This is a genomic window from Undibacterium cyanobacteriorum (assembly GCF_031326225.1).
In the GTDB taxonomy this organism is placed as follows: Bacteria; Pseudomonadota; Gammaproteobacteria; order Burkholderiales; family Burkholderiaceae_D; genus Undibacterium; species Undibacterium cyanobacteriorum.
This window is the reverse complement of the sequence record NZ_CP133720.1, coordinates 2,389,046-2,406,223: the sequence shown is the minus strand read 5'-3', so window position 1 is coordinate 2,406,223 and position 17,178 is coordinate 2,389,046. Positions and strand designations below refer to the sequence as shown.

The following is a 17,178-nucleotide window of genomic DNA, read 5'->3' as shown; positions in this document are numbered from 1 at the left end:
AGCGTGCCCAAACCCGTCGACTTACTTCACCATATTTTTCAGTCGATAGAGTGCATCGAGCGCTTCTCTTGGGGTCATACTATCGGGGTCGATAGCGTCGATTGCATCCAGAAGTTCACTATTGACCTCAGCGATCGGGAGATTTTGCTCCGTTTCCGGTACCTCATCGGATGTGTTACTTGAATTTGCTGCGAACAGATCAAATTGCGGCGTGCTCTGCAGTGATTGTGCTTCTAAGTCTGCCAAATGTTTACGCGCAGCACGGATTACCGGCTGGGGAATTCCTGCCAACTGTGCGACCTGTAAGCCGTAACTTTGTGAGGCCGGGCCAGCCTGTACTGCGTGCAGGAAGACGATGTTTTCCTTATGTTCGATGGCTGAGAGATGAACGTTCTCCGCACTTGGATGCACCTCCGGTAGTTGCGTCAGTTCGAAATAGTGCGTTGCGAATAGCGTGAAACTGCGTGATTGCATAATCAAGTGACGTGCGATCGCCCATGCTAACGCCAGACCGTCAAAGGTCGAGGTACCACGGCCGACTTCATCCATGAGCACTAATGAATTTTCGGTCGCAGCATGAAGAATCGCCGCTGATTCGGTCATTTCGACCATGAAAGTGGAGCGTCCGCCCGCGAGATCGTCTGCTGCACCGATACGTGTGAAAATACGATCGATCGGCCCAATGGTAGCGCTATTTGCTGGAACATAACTGCCGATGTACGCCAACAGCGTAATCAATGCCGTTTGCCGCATGAATGTCGATTTACCGCCCATATTCGGGCCGGTGATGAGGAGCATTTTTTTGTCGGCAGTCAGTCTGCAATCGTTGGCAATAAAGCGCTCGATTTGATTCTCAACCACTGGGTGTCGACCCTGAACGATTTCTAGACAGGGTTCTGCAATCAACTGAGGCGCGCACCAATTGTTTTTCAGCGCATGGTCCGCAAGGCTCGAAAGTGCATCGATTTGAGCCAACGCATGGGCGATCTTTTGTAACGTTTGAATGAAAGGGAGAAGCTCGCTCAACAATTTCTCGTAGAGGACTTTTTCTCTGACCAAAGCGCGCTCCTGCGCGGACAAGGCCTTGTCTTCGAAGGCCTTCAATTCGGGAGTGATATAACGCTCGGCATTCTTTAAAGTTTGGCGGCGACGATAGTTGTCTGGCACTTTGTCAGCTTGCCCGTTAGTGACTTCAATGTAGAAGCCGTGAACTTTATTGTACTCGACGCGTAAGTTGGCAATGCCTGTGCGCGCACGTTCAGAGGTCTCGAGATCAATCAAGAATTGTCCCGCGTTTTCAGATAAGGAGCGTAGTTCATCAAGCTCAGCATCAAAGCCGGTGGCGATGACTCCACCATCACGCACCATCGTTGATGGTTGTGGCATCAAGGCGCGTTCGAGTAAGTCTAAGCAGTCGCTCGGGGTTGCCAAATCATTCAAGGACGATTGCAGTAAAGGCGGGACTTGGTTTTTGATACACATGGCCAAGTAGCTACGCACTGTTCCTAGGTGTTGCAGTCCATCTCGCAAGGCAGCCAAGTCGCGCGGACGCGCCGATTGTAAAGCGATTCGGGTAGTGATTCGTTCGATGTCAGGCACTGCATTGAGCGTCGTCGATAAACCTGCTGTGGCATCGGCCTGAAGTAAAGCATCGATCGCTTGATGGCGACCACGAGCAATTTCCTGATCTCGACGCGCGTGGTGTAACCAATGTCGTAGTAGGCGCGACCCCATGGCGGTACGACAGTGGTCTAACAAGGAGAAAAGAGTGGGTGCCTCTTGTCCACGTAAGGTTTCGGTGAGTTCTAAATTGCGACGGGTGGCACTATCGAGGCCAATAAATTCATTTTCGTTTTCGACACTAAGGGCATTGACATGTTTCAGTCCACGACCTTGAGTTGACTCAGCATAGCGTAGCAGTGCACCTGCTGCGCCGATCGCAGGATTCAAGTTTTCGGCACCAAAGCCAGTCAGCGTTGATGTCGCAAGTTGATCTTGCAAAGATTTTTGTCCTTGCTTGAGGTCGAAATGCCAATCTGGGACTTCAGAAAATTTTCCGGGTAATTCTTGGCGTATTTCATCGAGTACTAGCGCGCCCGCTGAGCAGAGGATTTCTGCTGGTGAGATCCGTTCAAATTCATGTTGTAGGCGACCGCGCAAGGCTCTTTCGTCAGTGCTAAATTCCATCAACTTGAGCGCGCCACTCGCCAGCGATAACCACGCAAGTCCGACTTGAATGGTCTTGCGTTGAGTTTGTAAATGGATGGCGAGAAGTGGGCGTTCTGATTTCTCTGGTAAGAGATCGGTATCTGTCAGAGTTCCTGGCGTTATAACGCGCATGACCTTGCGTTCAACGGGACCTTTGCTGGTTGCAGGATCGCCAATTTGTTCACAGATCGCGGCAGATTCACCAATCTTGACCAGCTTAGCTAGGTAAGGTTCTAGCGAATGAAATGGCACGCCCGCCATTTTGATGGGGACGCCGTTGGAACTACCTCGTTGAGTCAAAGTAATACCGAGAATACGCGAAACTTTCTCCGCATCTTCATAGAACAGCTCATAAAAATCACCCATGCGGTAAAACACTAAAGTATTTGGATGGTCCGCTTTAATCGCGAGATACTGCCGCATCATGGGGGTGTGATTTGATTCTACTGCTGCCATAGTGGTGTCGAAAGTTAAGCTGGGTGAAGTTTGAATCTAGGATACATGCCTAGAAGAATAAGCGTGAAATCATAGCGCAAAACACGGGGGATCTGGGCTGCTTTAGGTGTTTGTTACAGGAACTTTTGACATTCCAACTTAATGCATTCTGTGTAGAACGTCTGATTGCTAAGGTAAAAAGGTGGCCTGAGCCACCTTTTTACTTGCTAATTGCCATGTCGACTAAAACATCGATTGAATAGAACGTTTTACTTAGTGTCCGCCTCGATTACCGCGACTACCAGAGCGATGTACAGCCTGCGATTTGTTAGACGAGCGAGCGCTTGATGGGTTGCTGCCGCGTGGTTTACTTGTACCATTTGCGCTTGCGTTTCCGTTAGGCCGATTGCGTTGTGGAGCTCTGTCAGTGCGCGCTTGCTGTTGGCGTCCATTCGCTCCGTGACTAAAACTACGCAGCTGAATCGGCTGTGCCTTCGCATTCGGATCAGGAATAAAACCATCGATGATTTCCTGTGGGATCTTACGTTTGATGAACTTCTCAATATCCGCTAGCAACTTGAATTCATCAACGCACACCAACGAAACCGCTTCACCTGTCGCACCTGCACGGCCAGTCCGGCCAATTCTATGGACGTAGTCTTCAGGGACATTGGGTAGATCATAATTTACCACGTGTGGCAGTTGATCAATGTCGATGCCACGTGCGGCGATGTCGGTTGCAACGAGGACCGTCAGGCTACCATCTTTAAATTCGGCGAGCGCTTTCGTGCGCGCTGATTGGCTTTTATTGCCATGAATTGCCATAGCTTGGATCTGATCGTGAGCTAGTTGTTCGACCAATTTATTGGCGCCATGTTTGGTGCGTGTAAAGACCAGCACTTGCGTCCATTGATGGGTCTTAATTAAGTGCGCCAGCATAGGATGTTTCTTGTCGCGATCGACAGGGTGTACTTTTTGTGCAACAACCTCGGCGGTCGAATTTCGACGCGCAACTTCGATCATTGCAGGATTATTGAGCAATCGATCCGCGAGAGCTTTGATATCGTCAGAGAAGGTCGCAGAAAACAATAGATTCTGGCGTTGAGCTGGCAAAATCGCGAGAACTTTTTTGATGTCGTGAATGAAGCCCATGTCCAACATGCGATCAGCTTCATCCAACACCAAGATTTCAATGTGACTGAGATCGATGGTCTTTTGCTGATGGTGATCGAGTAGTCGACCTGGCGTGGCAACTAATACGTCAACGCCGTTTCTCAAGATTTTGATTTGGGGATTGATGCCAACGCCGCCGAAAATGACGCCTGAGTTGAGCGGAGTGTGTTTGCCGTAAGTGCGTACACTTTCTTCCACCTGAGCAGCCAATTCACGTGTCGGAGTGAGGACGAGTACTCGAATTTTACGTTTGTCTGTTTTGTTTTTTGGTACCGATTCTTTGCGTAATAAGCGCTCCAACAAAGGTAAGGTAAAACCAGCTGTTTTGCCGGTGCCAGTTTGCGCACCTGCGAGCAGGTCGCCGCCTTGGATGACAGCTGGAATCGCTTGTGCTTGAATTGGTGTTGGTGTGGTGTAGCCATGTTCGCTTACTGCGCGAACTAAAGACTCGGAGAGACCGAGTTCAGAAAATGTGGTCATGCTTAACTTTGAAAAGGGAGGGGGCTCAGACGTTGAACACCCTCGGGTAAAACTGGATTTTGCAAAAAAGAGCGAGGATTACTTCGCGTAGGCTTGCAATGCGTTGACCATTTGTCCGAATACTTTTGGTGTTCCCGCCAGAACATCACCTTTGTACAAATAGTCGGATTCGCCAGCGAAAGTACCAACAATGCCACCTGCTTCAGTCACCAACAAGGAGCCTGCAGCGATATCCCAAGGGGCAAGACCTTTTTCAAAGAAACCGTCAAGGCGCCCCATGGCGACGTAGGCGAGATCGAGAGCTGCTGAACCGGGACGGCGCAAGCCATGGCACTTTTGCGTCATCAATTTGTACATTTCCATGTACTCATCGATCTTGCTCATGTCGCGACCAGAGAAGCCTGTGCCAATTAAGGCATCAGCCATTCTGTCTAACTTCGTCACACGGATACGTTTGTCGTTCAAGAAAGCACCAGCACCTTTGGAAGCCGTGAACAACTCGTTGCGAGTTGGATCGTAAATCACCGCTTGAGTGATGACACCTTTTTGCTGTAAGGCGATCGAAATACTGTATTGTGGAAAGCCGTGAATGAAGTTGGTTGTGCCGTCGAGTGGGTCGATGATCCAAACATTTTCATTTTCGTCGTGGAGATTTTTTGAAGCACCAGACTCTTCAGCGAGAATGGCATGATCAGGGTAAGCGGTCGTGAGCACCTCAATGATCGCGGCTTCGGCAGCGCGGTCAACTTCTGTCACAAAATCGTTGCTGCTCTTTTCGCTGATGTGAACGCGATCGATATCGAAAGAAGCGCGATTAATAATTGTCGACGCGCGACGAGCGGCCTTAATTGCCGTATTGAGCATTGGGTGCATGTCAGTTTCCGTTAAAATGGCGACACCGAACACCGTTTTGCATAATGCAAATACGTGAATGTTGGCGCGCAAATTGAAATTAAAGAGCGAGGCACCGAATCTTTTCTGACCAACTTGGTTTTAAAGATGAAATGCCGAAGGGCGTATTTTAACTCAGAAGAGCCTAATTTCTCACTCAAATTGAAGAATTTGCCGTGAGTTTTTAGGTATTTGATCGGCTTTTGTTGAGAATCCTTGTTCTCTTGTAAAGCAAAGCTAGGAAATGTGCAAACATCTTGCTCTCGTGATTTGGGGCTGGAATTTGAGAAAAAGTAAACAATATGGTTGAAGCAGTTATCAATGCGGAATTTCAAAACGCTGAAAACAAAGACGAATGGTTTCGCAATCTAAGGTTTGTGCTTGTCGAAACAAGCCATCCTGGGAACATTGGCTCCGCAGCGCGCGCCATTAAAACTATGGGTTTTGGGCAATTAGTCTTGGTGAATCCTCGATTCGACAACGCATTAACTCACCCGGACGCGGTTGCGCTTGCGAGCGGCGCCAACGATGTATTGGAGTCCGCGCTGATCGTTGATTCAGTTTCAGAAGCTCTGCACGGTTGTAATTTGGTAGCGGCTGTCAGTGCGCGTTTGCGTGAGTTTTCTCCACCAGTCGTTGCGCCGCGAAAGTTTGTCAGTGAAATGCTTAATGGTGACTACGATAGAGCTGCCATTATTTTTGGCAATGAAAAGTACGGATTACCAAATGATATCGTTTTGAACAGCCAAGTATTAATCAATATTCCAGCTAATCCTGAATATAGCTCTCTTAATTTGGCTCAGGCAATTCAAGTATTGGCATATGAAGCGCGTATGGGGATTATTGAAGGGCAGGGTGAAAATAGGGAAAGGTCCTCGATTGGTTTTCGTGGGCAGATAGCGTCAGCGGAGCAGGTTGAGGGGATGTTTGAGCACTTTCAAACAGCCTTAGTGCATTTGGGGTTCTTGGATCCTGAAAATCCTAAGAAATTAATGTCGCGTTTGAAACGATTATTTGCTAGAACGCAACTTGAAACAGAAGAAGTGAATATAATGAGGGGAATTTCAAAGAAAATTCTTGATCGCACCCCTTAGGCTTTGGTAGAAACTTAAAGGTTGCTAAGCGGCTATCGGTGTATATCGGTAAAAAGACTCATTTATTGTGAATTTACTTTCGTTTACCATTGCCGCCCCACATAAGGATATGTTTGCACCTAGTAAACCAGTAATATTGCGCCCCTATCGGATGAGAAAATAATTAAATAAACAATAGATGACTTCCGAAAATCGAATTGTTTCTTCAATCAAAAGGCATTCTAAATGGGTGTCGACCTGTAGTGCTGCAGTGTCAATTCTGTTGGCATCGAACGCGCTCGCCCTTGGTTTGGGAGAAATTCGGGTTCGCTCCGGACTGGGGCAAACCTTACTTGCTCACACTGATCTGATTGGAGTGGATGCTGAGACCCTCAATAGTTCCTGCCTGCGCGCGCGAATTAATTCGATAGATGGGCAGTTTTTGTCCAATGCAACCGTCACGATTTATGCACATCAAAACAAGCGCGCTTTGAGCTTTACAACTCGTCAAACGATCAACGAACCGGCAGTAATCTTGGTTGTTGATGTGAATTGTGAGGTCCAGTTACATCGTGAATTTTCCATTCTCCTGGATCCTCCAGAAGCAACGCAGTCAGCGCAGATGCAGGTTCGCGACGAGTCGCCATTTGCTGGGCGTCCACTTGATCTAGCGAAGAGCTCAAAAAACGAGACCGAGCCTGCCTTACAAACCGCGCCTAAAAAGACCAAACGCCGTGAAAATTTAGATTTTTCGACTGCCGCGCCTTCAACTTCACCTTTGCCGGCTGTTGAAAAGAAGAGCTCGAAAAAAAGTCTGAAAATTGCGCAGAAGCCATCACGCGATGTCCTTAAATTATCCGATGAGGTGATCTTGCCGGAGTTGGCAACTTTGCCACAAGGGCTGCGCATGAGTGATGTCTTGAGCACGGAGGCAGGCAGAGAGTTATTGCAAAACACCGAGGAGCTGCGAGCAGCTCAAGCGCGTATGGCAGCGATTTTGCGTGATGATCCACTTCCTGTGGCTTCGGCACCTGTCTCAAATCAAAATGATATTGCTGCGATTGCTGAATTGAAGCAAGAGACCGAGAAGTTGCGTCGCCAAAGTGCGATCGATAAAGCAGCGTTGGAGTCGCTGAAAGACAAATCCCAGTTTGACCTTTGGCTTACCTTGTTAGCAGGCGTCGCCGTGGTTGCCGTTGGTGTCATTGGTTTTCTGCTGTATTACATTCGCTCACACGTTAAACGTGGTGCCGCAAGTTGGTGGGAAAGTAATCCTGAACTGGCTCGGCTTGATGCTGAAAGTGATTCATTGATTCCCGATTTTCAAGTCGAGATCGTAGCTCCGAGTTCATCTAAAGCGAGTTTGAACAACTCAAACAGCTCTGCAGGTGGTGCAACAGACTCGACCGACTCCAAACTGGAAGCAAATTCTAATTTCGATGTGGATAGTGGATTCCACCGTACGCCGACGTTGGAAGAAACGAATAGCAGCATATTTAACTTCTTCTCGCCTCGCGGTACTTCGGTAAAGGTTGAAGAAATTTCGGACGTTACACAGGAAGCTGAATTTTGGATTTCGATGAATGACCCTCGTCGTGCAATCGAAATTTTAGAGCCGCAGGAACACGTTGAACATCCAGATTCTCCGGTGCCTTGGCTCTATTTACTGGATCTATATCGAACCGTTGAAGATGCGGAGAGGTACAATCAGCTGCGTGATCGCTTCATTGTGCATTTCAATGCGAATATTCCGGAATATGATGTCGATTTGGCGAGCTTGCCGCATCGCCAACTTGAGGATTTTCCTCATCTTATTTCTCGCATTAGCTCACTCTGGGAGACTCACGAAATCATTCCTTATTTGGAAAGCTTGTTGGTTGATGATCGTGAGGGGAAAAGGGCTGGCTTTGATTTGCCTGTCTACAGAGATATCTTGATGTTGCTCGGTATCGCCCATGAGTTGGAACGTGTTCGTGCAATCGAAGCAGAGATGCAAGGTGTGATGGATCAAAACCAGAAAGTCGCGCCCGAACCTGCAAAGGCCGACCCTGTGAGCGAAGCTGAATTCAACATGATTGAATTTGAAACGATTGACTTTCCGGCAATCGATCTTGAAGATATTCGAAAGAAAAAGTAAGTTTTTTGCTATTTTCTTTGCATTTTCTGGCGTGGTGCCCGCCAATTTACTCCTGAACTGAAGTCGATAACCTGAGTCCACGAGGGCAAATGCTTATACGAATTCGGTCCATCTGTTTTACAAGTTCTTGCTCTTAGCACGTTCAATATTGGAAATTCCTCTAGCCTGAAAGCTGGAGTCATCGCTCTTATCAAGGTATAATGGCGGTTTCCTTGCCAACCCGCGATATGTCTGTGACCACTCGTCATCGCGAGTATCTGTGATCAGCCAGATTGCTTCAATACTATTCACGCCATGTTGATATTGCCAGGCTCTAACGCCCTGTCTGCATTCCGCACTACCGGTTTACTTTCTCGTCTCCAAGCTGTTGATAGCACGATTGTCGGTGTCACAGCCCGCTTTGTTCACTTTGTTGATGCTTCGGCAGCACTTAGCGATGCTGAGATGCAGCGTTTGCAGGCATTGTTGGTGTACGGTGATGCCTTCAAAGGAAGTGAAGAGGGTGATCGTTTTGTCGTCATTCCCCGATTTGGAACGATTTCTCCTTGGGCTTCGAAAGCGACTGATATCACGCATAACTGCGGCATGAAACAAATTAAACGTCTCGAACGCGGCGTGCAATATTTTGTCCAAGTGAAGTCTGGTTTGCTGGGTGGTGCAAAGTCATTGAGCGAGAGCGCGAAACAAGCCGTTGCAGAGCTCTTGCATGATCGCATGACAGAAATGGTGTTGGCCGATGTGAGTGAAGCGAGTGCTTTATTTCGTGAACTCGAAGCCAAACCACTTGAGTTCGTCGATGTGATCGCAGGTGGCAAGCAAGCGTTGTTGGATGCGAATGCGAATCTTGGTTTGGCATTGTCCGATGATGAAATCGATTATTTAGTTGATGCATTCACGGCTGCAAAACGTAACCCAACCGATGTTGAGTTGATGATGTTCGCGCAAGCCAACAGCGAACACTGCCGCCATAAAATCTTTAATGCTGATTGGACGATCGATGGCGTGAAGCAAGACATGTCCTTGTTCGGCATGATCAAGAACACCCACTTGAAACAGCCGAAGGGCACCATCGTTGCTTACAGCGATAACTCTTCGATTATGGAAGGCGCAGAAATCACGCGCTTCTATCCACGTAACACAGCCGATGGCAGTGGCGGCGGAGTGTATCAAGGAAGTACAGAATTAACGCACACCTTGATGAAGGTCGAAACACATAACCATCCAACGGCCATTTCACCATTCCCCGGTGCGTCGACGGGCGCTGGTGGTGAGATTCGTGACGAAGGTGCGACTGGTCGCGGTGCGAAACCAAAAGCCGGCCTGACGGGCTTTACAGTATCGAATTTGAACTTGCCGGGGAATATTCAGCCTTGGGAAAATGACAGCGATGTCACGGCGAACGCGGCAACCACAACTCAGTATGGCAAACCAGATCGCATCGCTTCGCCATTGCAGATCATGATTGACGGTCCGATTGGCGGTGCCGCATTTAGTAATGAATTTGGTCGTCCAGTTCTGGGTGGCTATTTCCGTACCTATGAGCAGAACGTTGGTGGCACCGTACATGGTTACCACAAGCCAATTATGATCGCTGGCGGTATCGGTAACATTAACGACATGCACACCAAGAAATTCGATTTGCCGGTCGGTAGTTTGCTGATTCAACTTGGTGGCCCTGGCATGCGCATCGGTATGGGCGGAAGTGCGGCGTCTTCGATGGCGACTGGTAGCAATACTGCTGATTTGGATTTTGATTCGGTTCAACGTGGTAACCCGGAAATGGAGCGCCGTGCGCAAGAGGTGATTAACTCTTGCTGGCAATTGGGCGAGATGAATCCTATTTTGTCTATCCATGACGTAGGTGCGGGCGGTTTGTCGAATGCATTCCCAGAGATCACCAATGACGCAAAACGCGGTGCGATTTTTGATTTACGTAAAGTGCCTTTGGAAGAGAGTGGCATGGCGCCGAAAGAGATTTGGAGTAACGAATCTCAAGAACGTTATGTGTTGGCGATTGCACCTGAAAGTTTGCCTTTGTTCCAGTACTTCTGCGAACGCGAGCGTTGCTTGTTCGCGGTCGTTGGTACGGCAACAGAAGAGCGTCAATTGAAAGTAATCGATCCGCTCAATAACAATTCGCCAGTGGATATGCCGATGAATGTGTTGCTCGGCAAACCACCAAAAATGCATCGCCAAGTCGAGCATGTGAAACGCGTTTTCCCAGCGATTGATTTGACTGGTATTGAGTTGACGGTTGCAGCGGAACGCGTCTTGAGTTTGCCGACGGTGGCGGATAAATCATTCTTGATTACGATCGGCGACCGCAGCGTGGGTGCGATGTCGGTACGTGATCAAATGGTCGGTCCATGGCAAGTGCCGGTTGCAGATTGTGCCGTCACAGCGATGAGTTTGGAAGGTCATTTAGGTGAAGCAATGGCGATGGGCGAGCGTACTCCATTGGCGGTGATCGATGCAGCAGCATCAGGTCGCATGGCGGTTGGTGAAGCGATTACGAATATCGCAGCAGCACCGATCAGCAGCATTGAAAATATTAAACTCTCCGCTAACTGGATGGCGGCATGCGGCCAGCCTGGTCAAGATGCAGCGCTATTCGATACGGTCAAAGCTGTGGGTATGAAATTGTGCCCAGCATTGGGTATCAGTATCCCAGTGGGTAAAGATTCATTGTCCATGCGAACCACTTGGAAAGATGAAGGCGTTGATAAATCCGTTACGGCACCGGTGTCGTTAATCGTTTCCGCTTTCTCTCCTGTGTACGATATTCGTAAATGCGTCACGCCACAAATTAAGTTAGATGAAGGCGAAACGAGCTTGATCTTGATCGATTTGGGGCGTGGTAAAAATCGTCTCGGCGCTTCTGCGTTTGCTCAGGTAATGTTGAAAATCGGCGATCAAACGCCAGACGTTGATAGCGCAGAAGATCTGAAGTCATTCTTCGCTGCGATTCAACAGTTGATGCGTGAAGATAAATTGCTGGCCTACCATGACCGTTCTGATGGTGGTCTCTATGCTGCGCTATGTGAAATGGCATTTGCTGGTCGCAGTGGTTTGGCTTTGAATCTAGATATCTTGACGATGGACAGTGAACACGCCGCTGATCAAGGTGATGCGAAGAACTGGGCAACCCAAGTCGCAGAACGCCGTAATGAAATGACTTTGCGTGCACTCTTCAATGAAGAATTGGGCGCTGTGATTCAAGTACGCAGCTCACAACGTAGTGAAGTGATGGATATTTTGCGTGCCCATAATTTGGGTGCTTGCAGCCACGAAATTGGTAAGCCAAATTCTAGTGGTGTTATTTCCATCATGCGCGATGCGAAAGAGGTGTATCGTGAATCGCGTAGTACTTTGCATCAGATCTGGAGTAAAACCAGCTGGCAAATCGCGCGTATGCGTGATAACCCAGCCTGCGCCGATGCAGAATATGCGCGTTTAGCGGATGAAACCGATCCAGGCATGCAGCCAAAATTGAGTTTCGATCCACAACAAGATATCGCAGCTCCTTTCATCGCCACGGGTGCTCGTCCGAAGGTTGCGATTTTGCGTGAGCAGGGCGTGAACTCACATATCGAAACTGCCTATGTGATGCATAAAGCAGGCTTCACAGCAGTTGACGTGCATATGAGCGATTTGATTGCTGGGCGTGCGAAACTGGCCGACTTTAAAGGTTTGATCGCAGTCGGTGGCTTCTCCTACGGTGACGTTTTAGGTGCAGGTGAGGGTTGGGCTAAAACGATTTTGTTTAACGACATGATGGCGGAACAGTTCTCAGAATTCTTCCATCGTAGCGATAGTTTCGGTTTGGGTATTTGTAATGGTTGTCAGATGATGAGTAATCTCAAAGGGATTATTCCGGGCGCACAAGCATGGCCGAAATTTACGCGCAATAAATCGGAACAATTTGAAGCACGTTTTGCGATGGTCGAAGTGCTTGAGTCGAAATCGATTTTCTTCCAAGGCATGGCAGGTACGCAAACACCGATCGCCGTGGCGCACGGCGAAGGTTTTGCTGACTTCTCTACCACCGGCGACATCAATGCAGCCTTAGCGGCAATTCGCTTTGTCGATCATCAAGGTAAGGTAAGTGAAGTGTATCCGTACAATCCGAATGGTTCACCGAATGGTTTGACTTCGGTGACGAATGAAGATGGTCGATTCACAGTCATGATGCCGCATCCAGAGCGCGTATTCCGCACCGCGGTCCACTCTTGGGCTCCGAAAACATGGGGCGAAGACTCCCCATGGATGCGCATGTTCCGTAATGCCCGAGTTTGGGTCGGCTAAGACGGAAGTTTTGAGCTTCGCATTCTTTGCTATAGGGATCGGCAAGCGAAGGAAGCTTAAAAGAAATCTTAATCGGCATCTTAAGAAAGATGCTTTGAAGCGTAGTCTAGAAACGCAGGTGAGCGAAAGCTGACCTGCGTTTTTTTCATATCATCCGTTAGACGTCTTGCTCTGTTGAATGTGGGCTTCATGCCACTCACAATATTGATTTTCGCTGATGTTAATTAGTTGCTCTATAGCTTTTCTAAATGTCTTGCTAAGTCTTTACGACTGAGCTTGATGCTCGTGTACATTTTGTATAGGCAGCGTAAAAATAATGTCGCTGGCGACGACTCTTTCTCCTTCCTAGAATTCGTGCAGAACCAGATCTTTGGTGTTGATTTGGTTTAGACGGGATTTTCTGATTTTTCATAGTTCTTTAGTGTGCAATTGGAGATCTCGATCGTCCAAACGATAAGGGAGAGACAAAAGATGAAAATGAATAGACGAATGATGTTGGTGGGTGGCTTGCTTAGTTTGTTGGCTGCTTGCGGTGGGCAAGGTGGTGGCGAAACGAATACAAGCCCGATGGCGCCAGCGCCTTTGGCATTGTCATACAGTGCTAGCGTACCTCTTGGTGGAAATGCTTTCATTACAGCAGGCTCCGCCAATGCTAGCGAAGTGATCGGTGATGGAGGGCTTGGTAATTGGACTAATGCGAATACTGTCACCAGTGTATATTTCCGCGCCGCTCAGGCAGGATCATTAAACTTGGGGCTTGTGGCGCGTTTGGCAGGTGCAACGAGTAGTAAAGTCAAAGTCACCGTCAACGGTGCGGTTTTTAATGTCAATTTGAGTGGTAGCTCATCCAAGACCTATGATGTCGGTACCGTCAACATTCCAGCAGCAGGGTATGTGAAAGTCGATATCCAAGGTGTCAGTAAAGTAGGCTCCTATTTCGGTGATGTTTCGGCTGTCAAAATCGGTGGCGCTGCAAGTACGGGGGCGAAGTTTGCCAACGATGCAGCGAACTACTACTGGTCACGCCGCGGACCATCGGTGCATGCGGGCTACACCACACCAACCAATACCGAGTACTTCTACAATGAAATCACAGTGCCAGTCGGGCAAGACAGTATCGGTTCGTACTTTATGTCGAACGGTTTTAATGGCGGCTACGCTGGGATGCAAGTGAAGTCGACTACGGAACGTTGGATTTTATTCTCGGTGTGGGATGGTGATGCCGGCGGTAAAACGACACTGGTACGTAAAGGCCCTAACGTCGTTGACAATAGCTTTGGTGGTGAGGGGACTGGCGGCCAGACCTACTTGGTCTTCAACTGGCAAGCAGGATTGACCTACAAATTCTTGACGCGTGCCCAGCCTGATGGCGCTGGCAATACAAGTTATTCTGCTTGGTTCTATACGCCAGAAACAGCGGCGTGGAGATTTGTCGCTACTTGGAAACGTCCAGGCACCAATAATTCCTACTTAACCGGCAATCATTCCTTTCTTGAGAATTTCATTGATACCAATGGTTATCTGGGGCGTAAAGTTTTGTTGGGCAATCAGTGGGCACGCAGCAATACAGGCGTGTGGACAGAAGCAACGCAGATGTATTTCACAGGTGATGCGACGGTCACAAACCAACAGCGTTTGGATTATGCGGGTGGCGTAGAGAATGGTAAGTTTTATCTGCGCAATGGTGCGTTCTTCGCGAATTATGTGCCTGTTAACCAGAGCTTCAATCGCACTGCGACTGGTGTTGCACCGAATATCAATTTCGCTGCCTTACCATAATCAATGAATCGGTTTGAATTCAGAGAGATATTGTGATTTGCGTCTCTATTTGAATCGACCTTGCGCTAAGTCATAAGCCTGTCACAAAACAGGCTTATGATCTCAACATCTGCCATACATACAACCGATATGTATGATGGCAGGCAGGTGGGCAAGCGCAAGCTTGCCACCGTTTCCCCTGCTTAGTTCCCTTCCTCGGCTTCTCTTCCATCTCAACTATCTTTTGCTTCATCAACGGAGTGACTTCCTTGTGTGTTTGAGTGCTTGAATCCTCTTCATGCTGTCTTCAAGAAAAGTGTAAATGGCGCGCAAGGACTGTGCAGAATAATGCTAATGCAATCCTAATTGTTATCACCTGTCGTATCTCCATTGTTGTGCACCATTATTTCCTTGCAGAAGCGATCAGTCCTCATGATAATCAAGCTTCTCGATAGTGAAGTCGTCACCTCAAAAAAAAGGAATGGGTATGCGTGCTTGGAACGTTTTGTTATTGCTAGTGTCGCTGGTGTTCTCTGGATCGAGTTTAGCTCAAGGCATGAGTGAGACGGCAGGGAACAAAGATCAGATTTTTACCAGTAGTGGTGAACAGCTCAGTCTCGAGACTTTGGCAGCGCGAGTGCAGCAAGCTAACTACGTTTTTGTTGGTGAAAAACATGATAACCCGCGCCATCATGCGATTGAGCGTGAATTGATCAGGATGCGTTTCGCAGCGAAGAATATGTCAAGTGGTTCGCGTGTTGTGTTCGAGATGCTCGATGAATCACAGGATAATTTGATCGCCAAATTGCAGGCATCAATGAACCTCGAAGAAATGAAGACGGCACTCAACTGGCCGCAAAAAGGCTGGGATTGGGAAAGTTATGGCCCTCTGTTTTGGGAGTCCATGCAAAATCAAGCGTTGAGCTCGGGGAATATCAGTCGAGCTTTGATTTCGAGTATTTACAAAGACGGTAAGAATGTCTTGAGTGTGACACCGCGCTTGGCCAGTGCTTTGCAACAGAGTGAGGGAGTCCAAAAATACCTACTAGATCAGATTTACGCTTCGCATTGCGGCATGCAAAGTCGCGAGTCATTACAACCCATGTTGCATATTCAGTTGGCGAAAGACGCAAGTATGGCGAGTGCCATGGTCGCCACACCATCGGCGATGTTGATTGCTGGCGGCGAGCATACACGCGGTGCCACTGGTGTTCCTCAACATGTGCAACAACTCAAGCCTGATGCTTCACGTTTGATCATTCAACTGGTAGAAAAAAAGGCTGATAAAAATCAACCGATGGATTACTTTCGTGAGATTGGTGGAGCCGACATCATATGGTTGACAGAGGCGACCCAAGAAAAAGACTATTGCGCCGACGTGAAAGGGCGGGCAGCGCAATAGACGAAAACTGAGTGCTAGATAATTAATTCGTAAGCGACCAAAAAGAGATAAAGAAGGGCACTTGAAAAGATGGGCGATTAGATTGTCGATTTCGACAAGCTTTGCTATGCTGCGCGCAGCTCCTTTCTCGCCAAAATCATGAACCAAACCATTTCATTGTTGTGGGGTTGGACCACCAGCCCACTCGAACTATTTTCATTCCTTCTTTCAATTGTGACCGTGGCCTGCAATATCCGCCAAATTCATTGGGGCTGGCTATTTGCCATTCTCTCCTCGGCTTTGTACGCACTGGTGTTCTTTGACGCAAAACTCTATGGTGATATGAGCCTGCAGTTTGTTTTTATCGTCGTCTCCGTATGGGGTTGGTGGCAGTGGTTGCAGGGCAAAGATCAAACAACTCAGACGACGAACCACCGGCAATGCGATCAGGTCGCGTATTTACGACCACAAGTTTTAAGACAATCCCAATGGATTATGAGTTTGCTTTTTTTACTAATTGCCAGCGCAGTGTGTTTCGGCTTTTTGAAAATGTATACCGATAGTGATGTGCCTGCGACGGATGCCATTTTGACGGCAGGTAGCTTACTCGGACAGATACTCATCGCAAGAAAATTTATAGAGAATTGGCTTGTGTGGATCGTCGTCGATGTCGCGTATGTCGGTCTGTACGTCTATAAGAATCTGCATCTCACCGCCATCTTGTATGGAATCTTCGTCGTCCTGGCAGTGATGGGATATCGTAGTTGGGCGAATGATCTTAAAACACCAATCACTGAAAAAGAGCTGCGGGTATGACGGTACAAAAGATTGCGATTTTAGGCGCGGAATCCTCCGGTAAATCGAACCTTGCCGAGGCCCTTGCGCATCACTATCAGACCGTTTGGGTGCCTGAGTATTTACGTGAATTTGTCGATCAACATCAAAGAGTCCCGCGCTCTGAAGAGCAGTTGCATATCGCGCAAACACAAAGAGAGCGTGAACAGCAGGCATTGGCAGGCGCCAAGAATTTTTTGTTTTGTGATACCACGCCTTTGATGACGGCTCTGTACAGCCGCCACTATTTCACCGAGCTTGATCCCGAGCTGGTGCGCTTAGAGCATCAACATGATTACGCCTTTACCATCGTCACTGCACCTGATTTTCCGTGGGCGCCCGATGGCTTGCAGCGAGAGTCGCCAGCTGTGCGTGATCGGGTACATCGCGAGCTTCTTGAGCTACTCGAAGAACGCGGGATTCCTTTTATTTTGGTCGAAGGAAGCTTGCCTAGCCGCGTAGAGCAAGTTAGTTTTGCACTTGATTTCTTGACGTAGATGCGA

The 17,178-nt window shown here is 48.3% G+C and carries 10 protein-coding genes; 7 read left to right on the top strand and 3 right to left on the bottom strand.

The window, feature by feature from the left end; all coding sequences use genetic code 11:
* Window positions 1-21 precede the first annotated feature (21 nt).
* From mutS to RF679_RS10070, 3 genes are all read right to left on the bottom strand, one after another.
* Entirely contained in the window at window positions 22-2,664 is a 2,643-nt protein-coding gene (mutS, locus tag RF679_RS10080; RefSeq protein WP_309480510.1) for a DNA mismatch repair protein MutS, read from the bottom strand.
* A gap of 252 nt (window positions 2,665-2,916) precedes the next feature.
* Window positions 2,917-4,296 carry a DEAD/DEAH box helicase gene (locus RF679_RS10075; protein ID WP_309480509.1) on the bottom strand — a complete coding sequence of 460 codons (1,380 nt, stop codon included), beginning with the start codon at window positions 4,294-4,296 and terminating at the stop codon, window positions 2,917-2,919.
* Window positions 4,297-4,374: 78 nt separating this feature from the next.
* Window positions 4,375-5,169 carry an inositol monophosphatase family protein gene (locus RF679_RS10070; protein WP_309480508.1) on the bottom strand — a complete coding sequence of 265 codons (795 nt, stop codon included), beginning with the start codon at window positions 5,167-5,169 and terminating at the stop codon, window positions 4,375-4,377.
* Window positions 5,170-5,489: 320 nt separating this feature from the next.
* Between RF679_RS10070 and RF679_RS10065 the strand changes: the two genes are divergently transcribed.
* From RF679_RS10065 to RF679_RS10035, 7 genes are all read left to right on the top strand, one after another.
* Window positions 5,490-6,281, top strand: coding sequence for an RNA methyltransferase (locus tag RF679_RS10065; RefSeq protein WP_309480507.1), 792 nt, complete (start codon window positions 5,490-5,492; stop codon window positions 6,279-6,281).
* 250 nt (window positions 6,282-6,531) lie between these two features.
* Window positions 6,532-8,397, top strand: a complete 1,866-nt coding sequence (locus RF679_RS10060; protein WP_309480506.1) for a type IV pilus assembly protein FimV — start codon at window positions 6,532-6,534, stop codon at window positions 8,395-8,397.
* 294 nt (window positions 8,398-8,691) lie between these two features.
* Window positions 8,692-12,702 carry a phosphoribosylformylglycinamidine synthase gene (gene purL, locus RF679_RS10055; protein WP_309480505.1) on the top strand — a complete coding sequence of 1,337 codons (4,011 nt, stop codon included), beginning with the start codon at window positions 8,692-8,694 and terminating at the stop codon, window positions 12,700-12,702.
* 471 nt (window positions 12,703-13,173) lie between these two features.
* Window positions 13,174-14,481, top strand: a complete 1,308-nt coding sequence (locus RF679_RS10050; protein ID WP_309480504.1) for a DUF3472 domain-containing protein — start codon at window positions 13,174-13,176, stop codon at window positions 14,479-14,481.
* A 466-nt stretch (window positions 14,482-14,947) separates the two neighbouring features.
* Window positions 14,948-15,862, top strand: coding sequence for a ChaN family lipoprotein (locus RF679_RS10045; protein WP_309480503.1), 915 nt, complete (start codon window positions 14,948-14,950; stop codon window positions 15,860-15,862).
* A gap of 138 nt (window positions 15,863-16,000) precedes the next feature.
* Window positions 16,001-16,657, top strand: coding sequence for a nicotinamide riboside transporter PnuC (gene pnuC, locus RF679_RS10040; RefSeq protein ID WP_309480502.1), 657 nt, complete (start codon window positions 16,001-16,003; stop codon window positions 16,655-16,657).
* Window positions 16,654-17,172, top strand: a complete 519-nt coding sequence (locus RF679_RS10035) for an ATP-binding protein (protein WP_309480501.1) — start codon at window positions 16,654-16,656, stop codon at window positions 17,170-17,172. The genes pnuC and RF679_RS10035 overlap by 4 nt, the downstream gene beginning before the upstream one ends.
* Window positions 17,173-17,178 lie beyond the last annotated feature (6 nt).

What these genes read in the sequence shown, in the direction of transcription:
- pnuC (WP_309480502.1), top strand. Translation starts at nt 16,001, where the DNA reads ATGAACCAAACCATTTCATTGTTGTGGGGTTGGACCACCAGCCCACTC.
- RF679_RS10075 (WP_309480509.1), bottom strand. Translation starts at nt 4,296, where the DNA reads ATGACCACATTTTCTGAACTCGGTCTCTCCGAGTCTTTAGTTCGCGCA.
- RF679_RS10065 (WP_309480507.1), top strand. Translation starts at nt 5,490, where the DNA reads ATGGTTGAAGCAGTTATCAATGCGGAATTTCAAAACGCTGAAAACAAA.
- mutS (WP_309480510.1), bottom strand. Translation starts at nt 2,664, where the DNA reads ATGGCAGCAGTAGAATCAAATCACACCCCCATGATGCGGCAGTATCTC.
- purL (WP_309480505.1), top strand. Translation starts at nt 8,692, where the DNA reads ATGTTGATATTGCCAGGCTCTAACGCCCTGTCTGCATTCCGCACTACC.
- RF679_RS10045 (WP_309480503.1), top strand. Translation starts at nt 14,948, where the DNA reads ATGCGTGCTTGGAACGTTTTGTTATTGCTAGTGTCGCTGGTGTTCTCT.
- RF679_RS10035 (WP_309480501.1), top strand. Translation starts at nt 16,654, where the DNA reads ATGACGGTACAAAAGATTGCGATTTTAGGCGCGGAATCCTCCGGTAAA.
- RF679_RS10070 (WP_309480508.1), bottom strand. Translation starts at nt 5,169, where the DNA reads ATGCACCCAATGCTCAATACGGCAATTAAGGCCGCTCGTCGCGCGTCG.
- RF679_RS10050 (WP_309480504.1), top strand. Translation starts at nt 13,174, where the DNA reads ATGAAAATGAATAGACGAATGATGTTGGTGGGTGGCTTGCTTAGTTTG.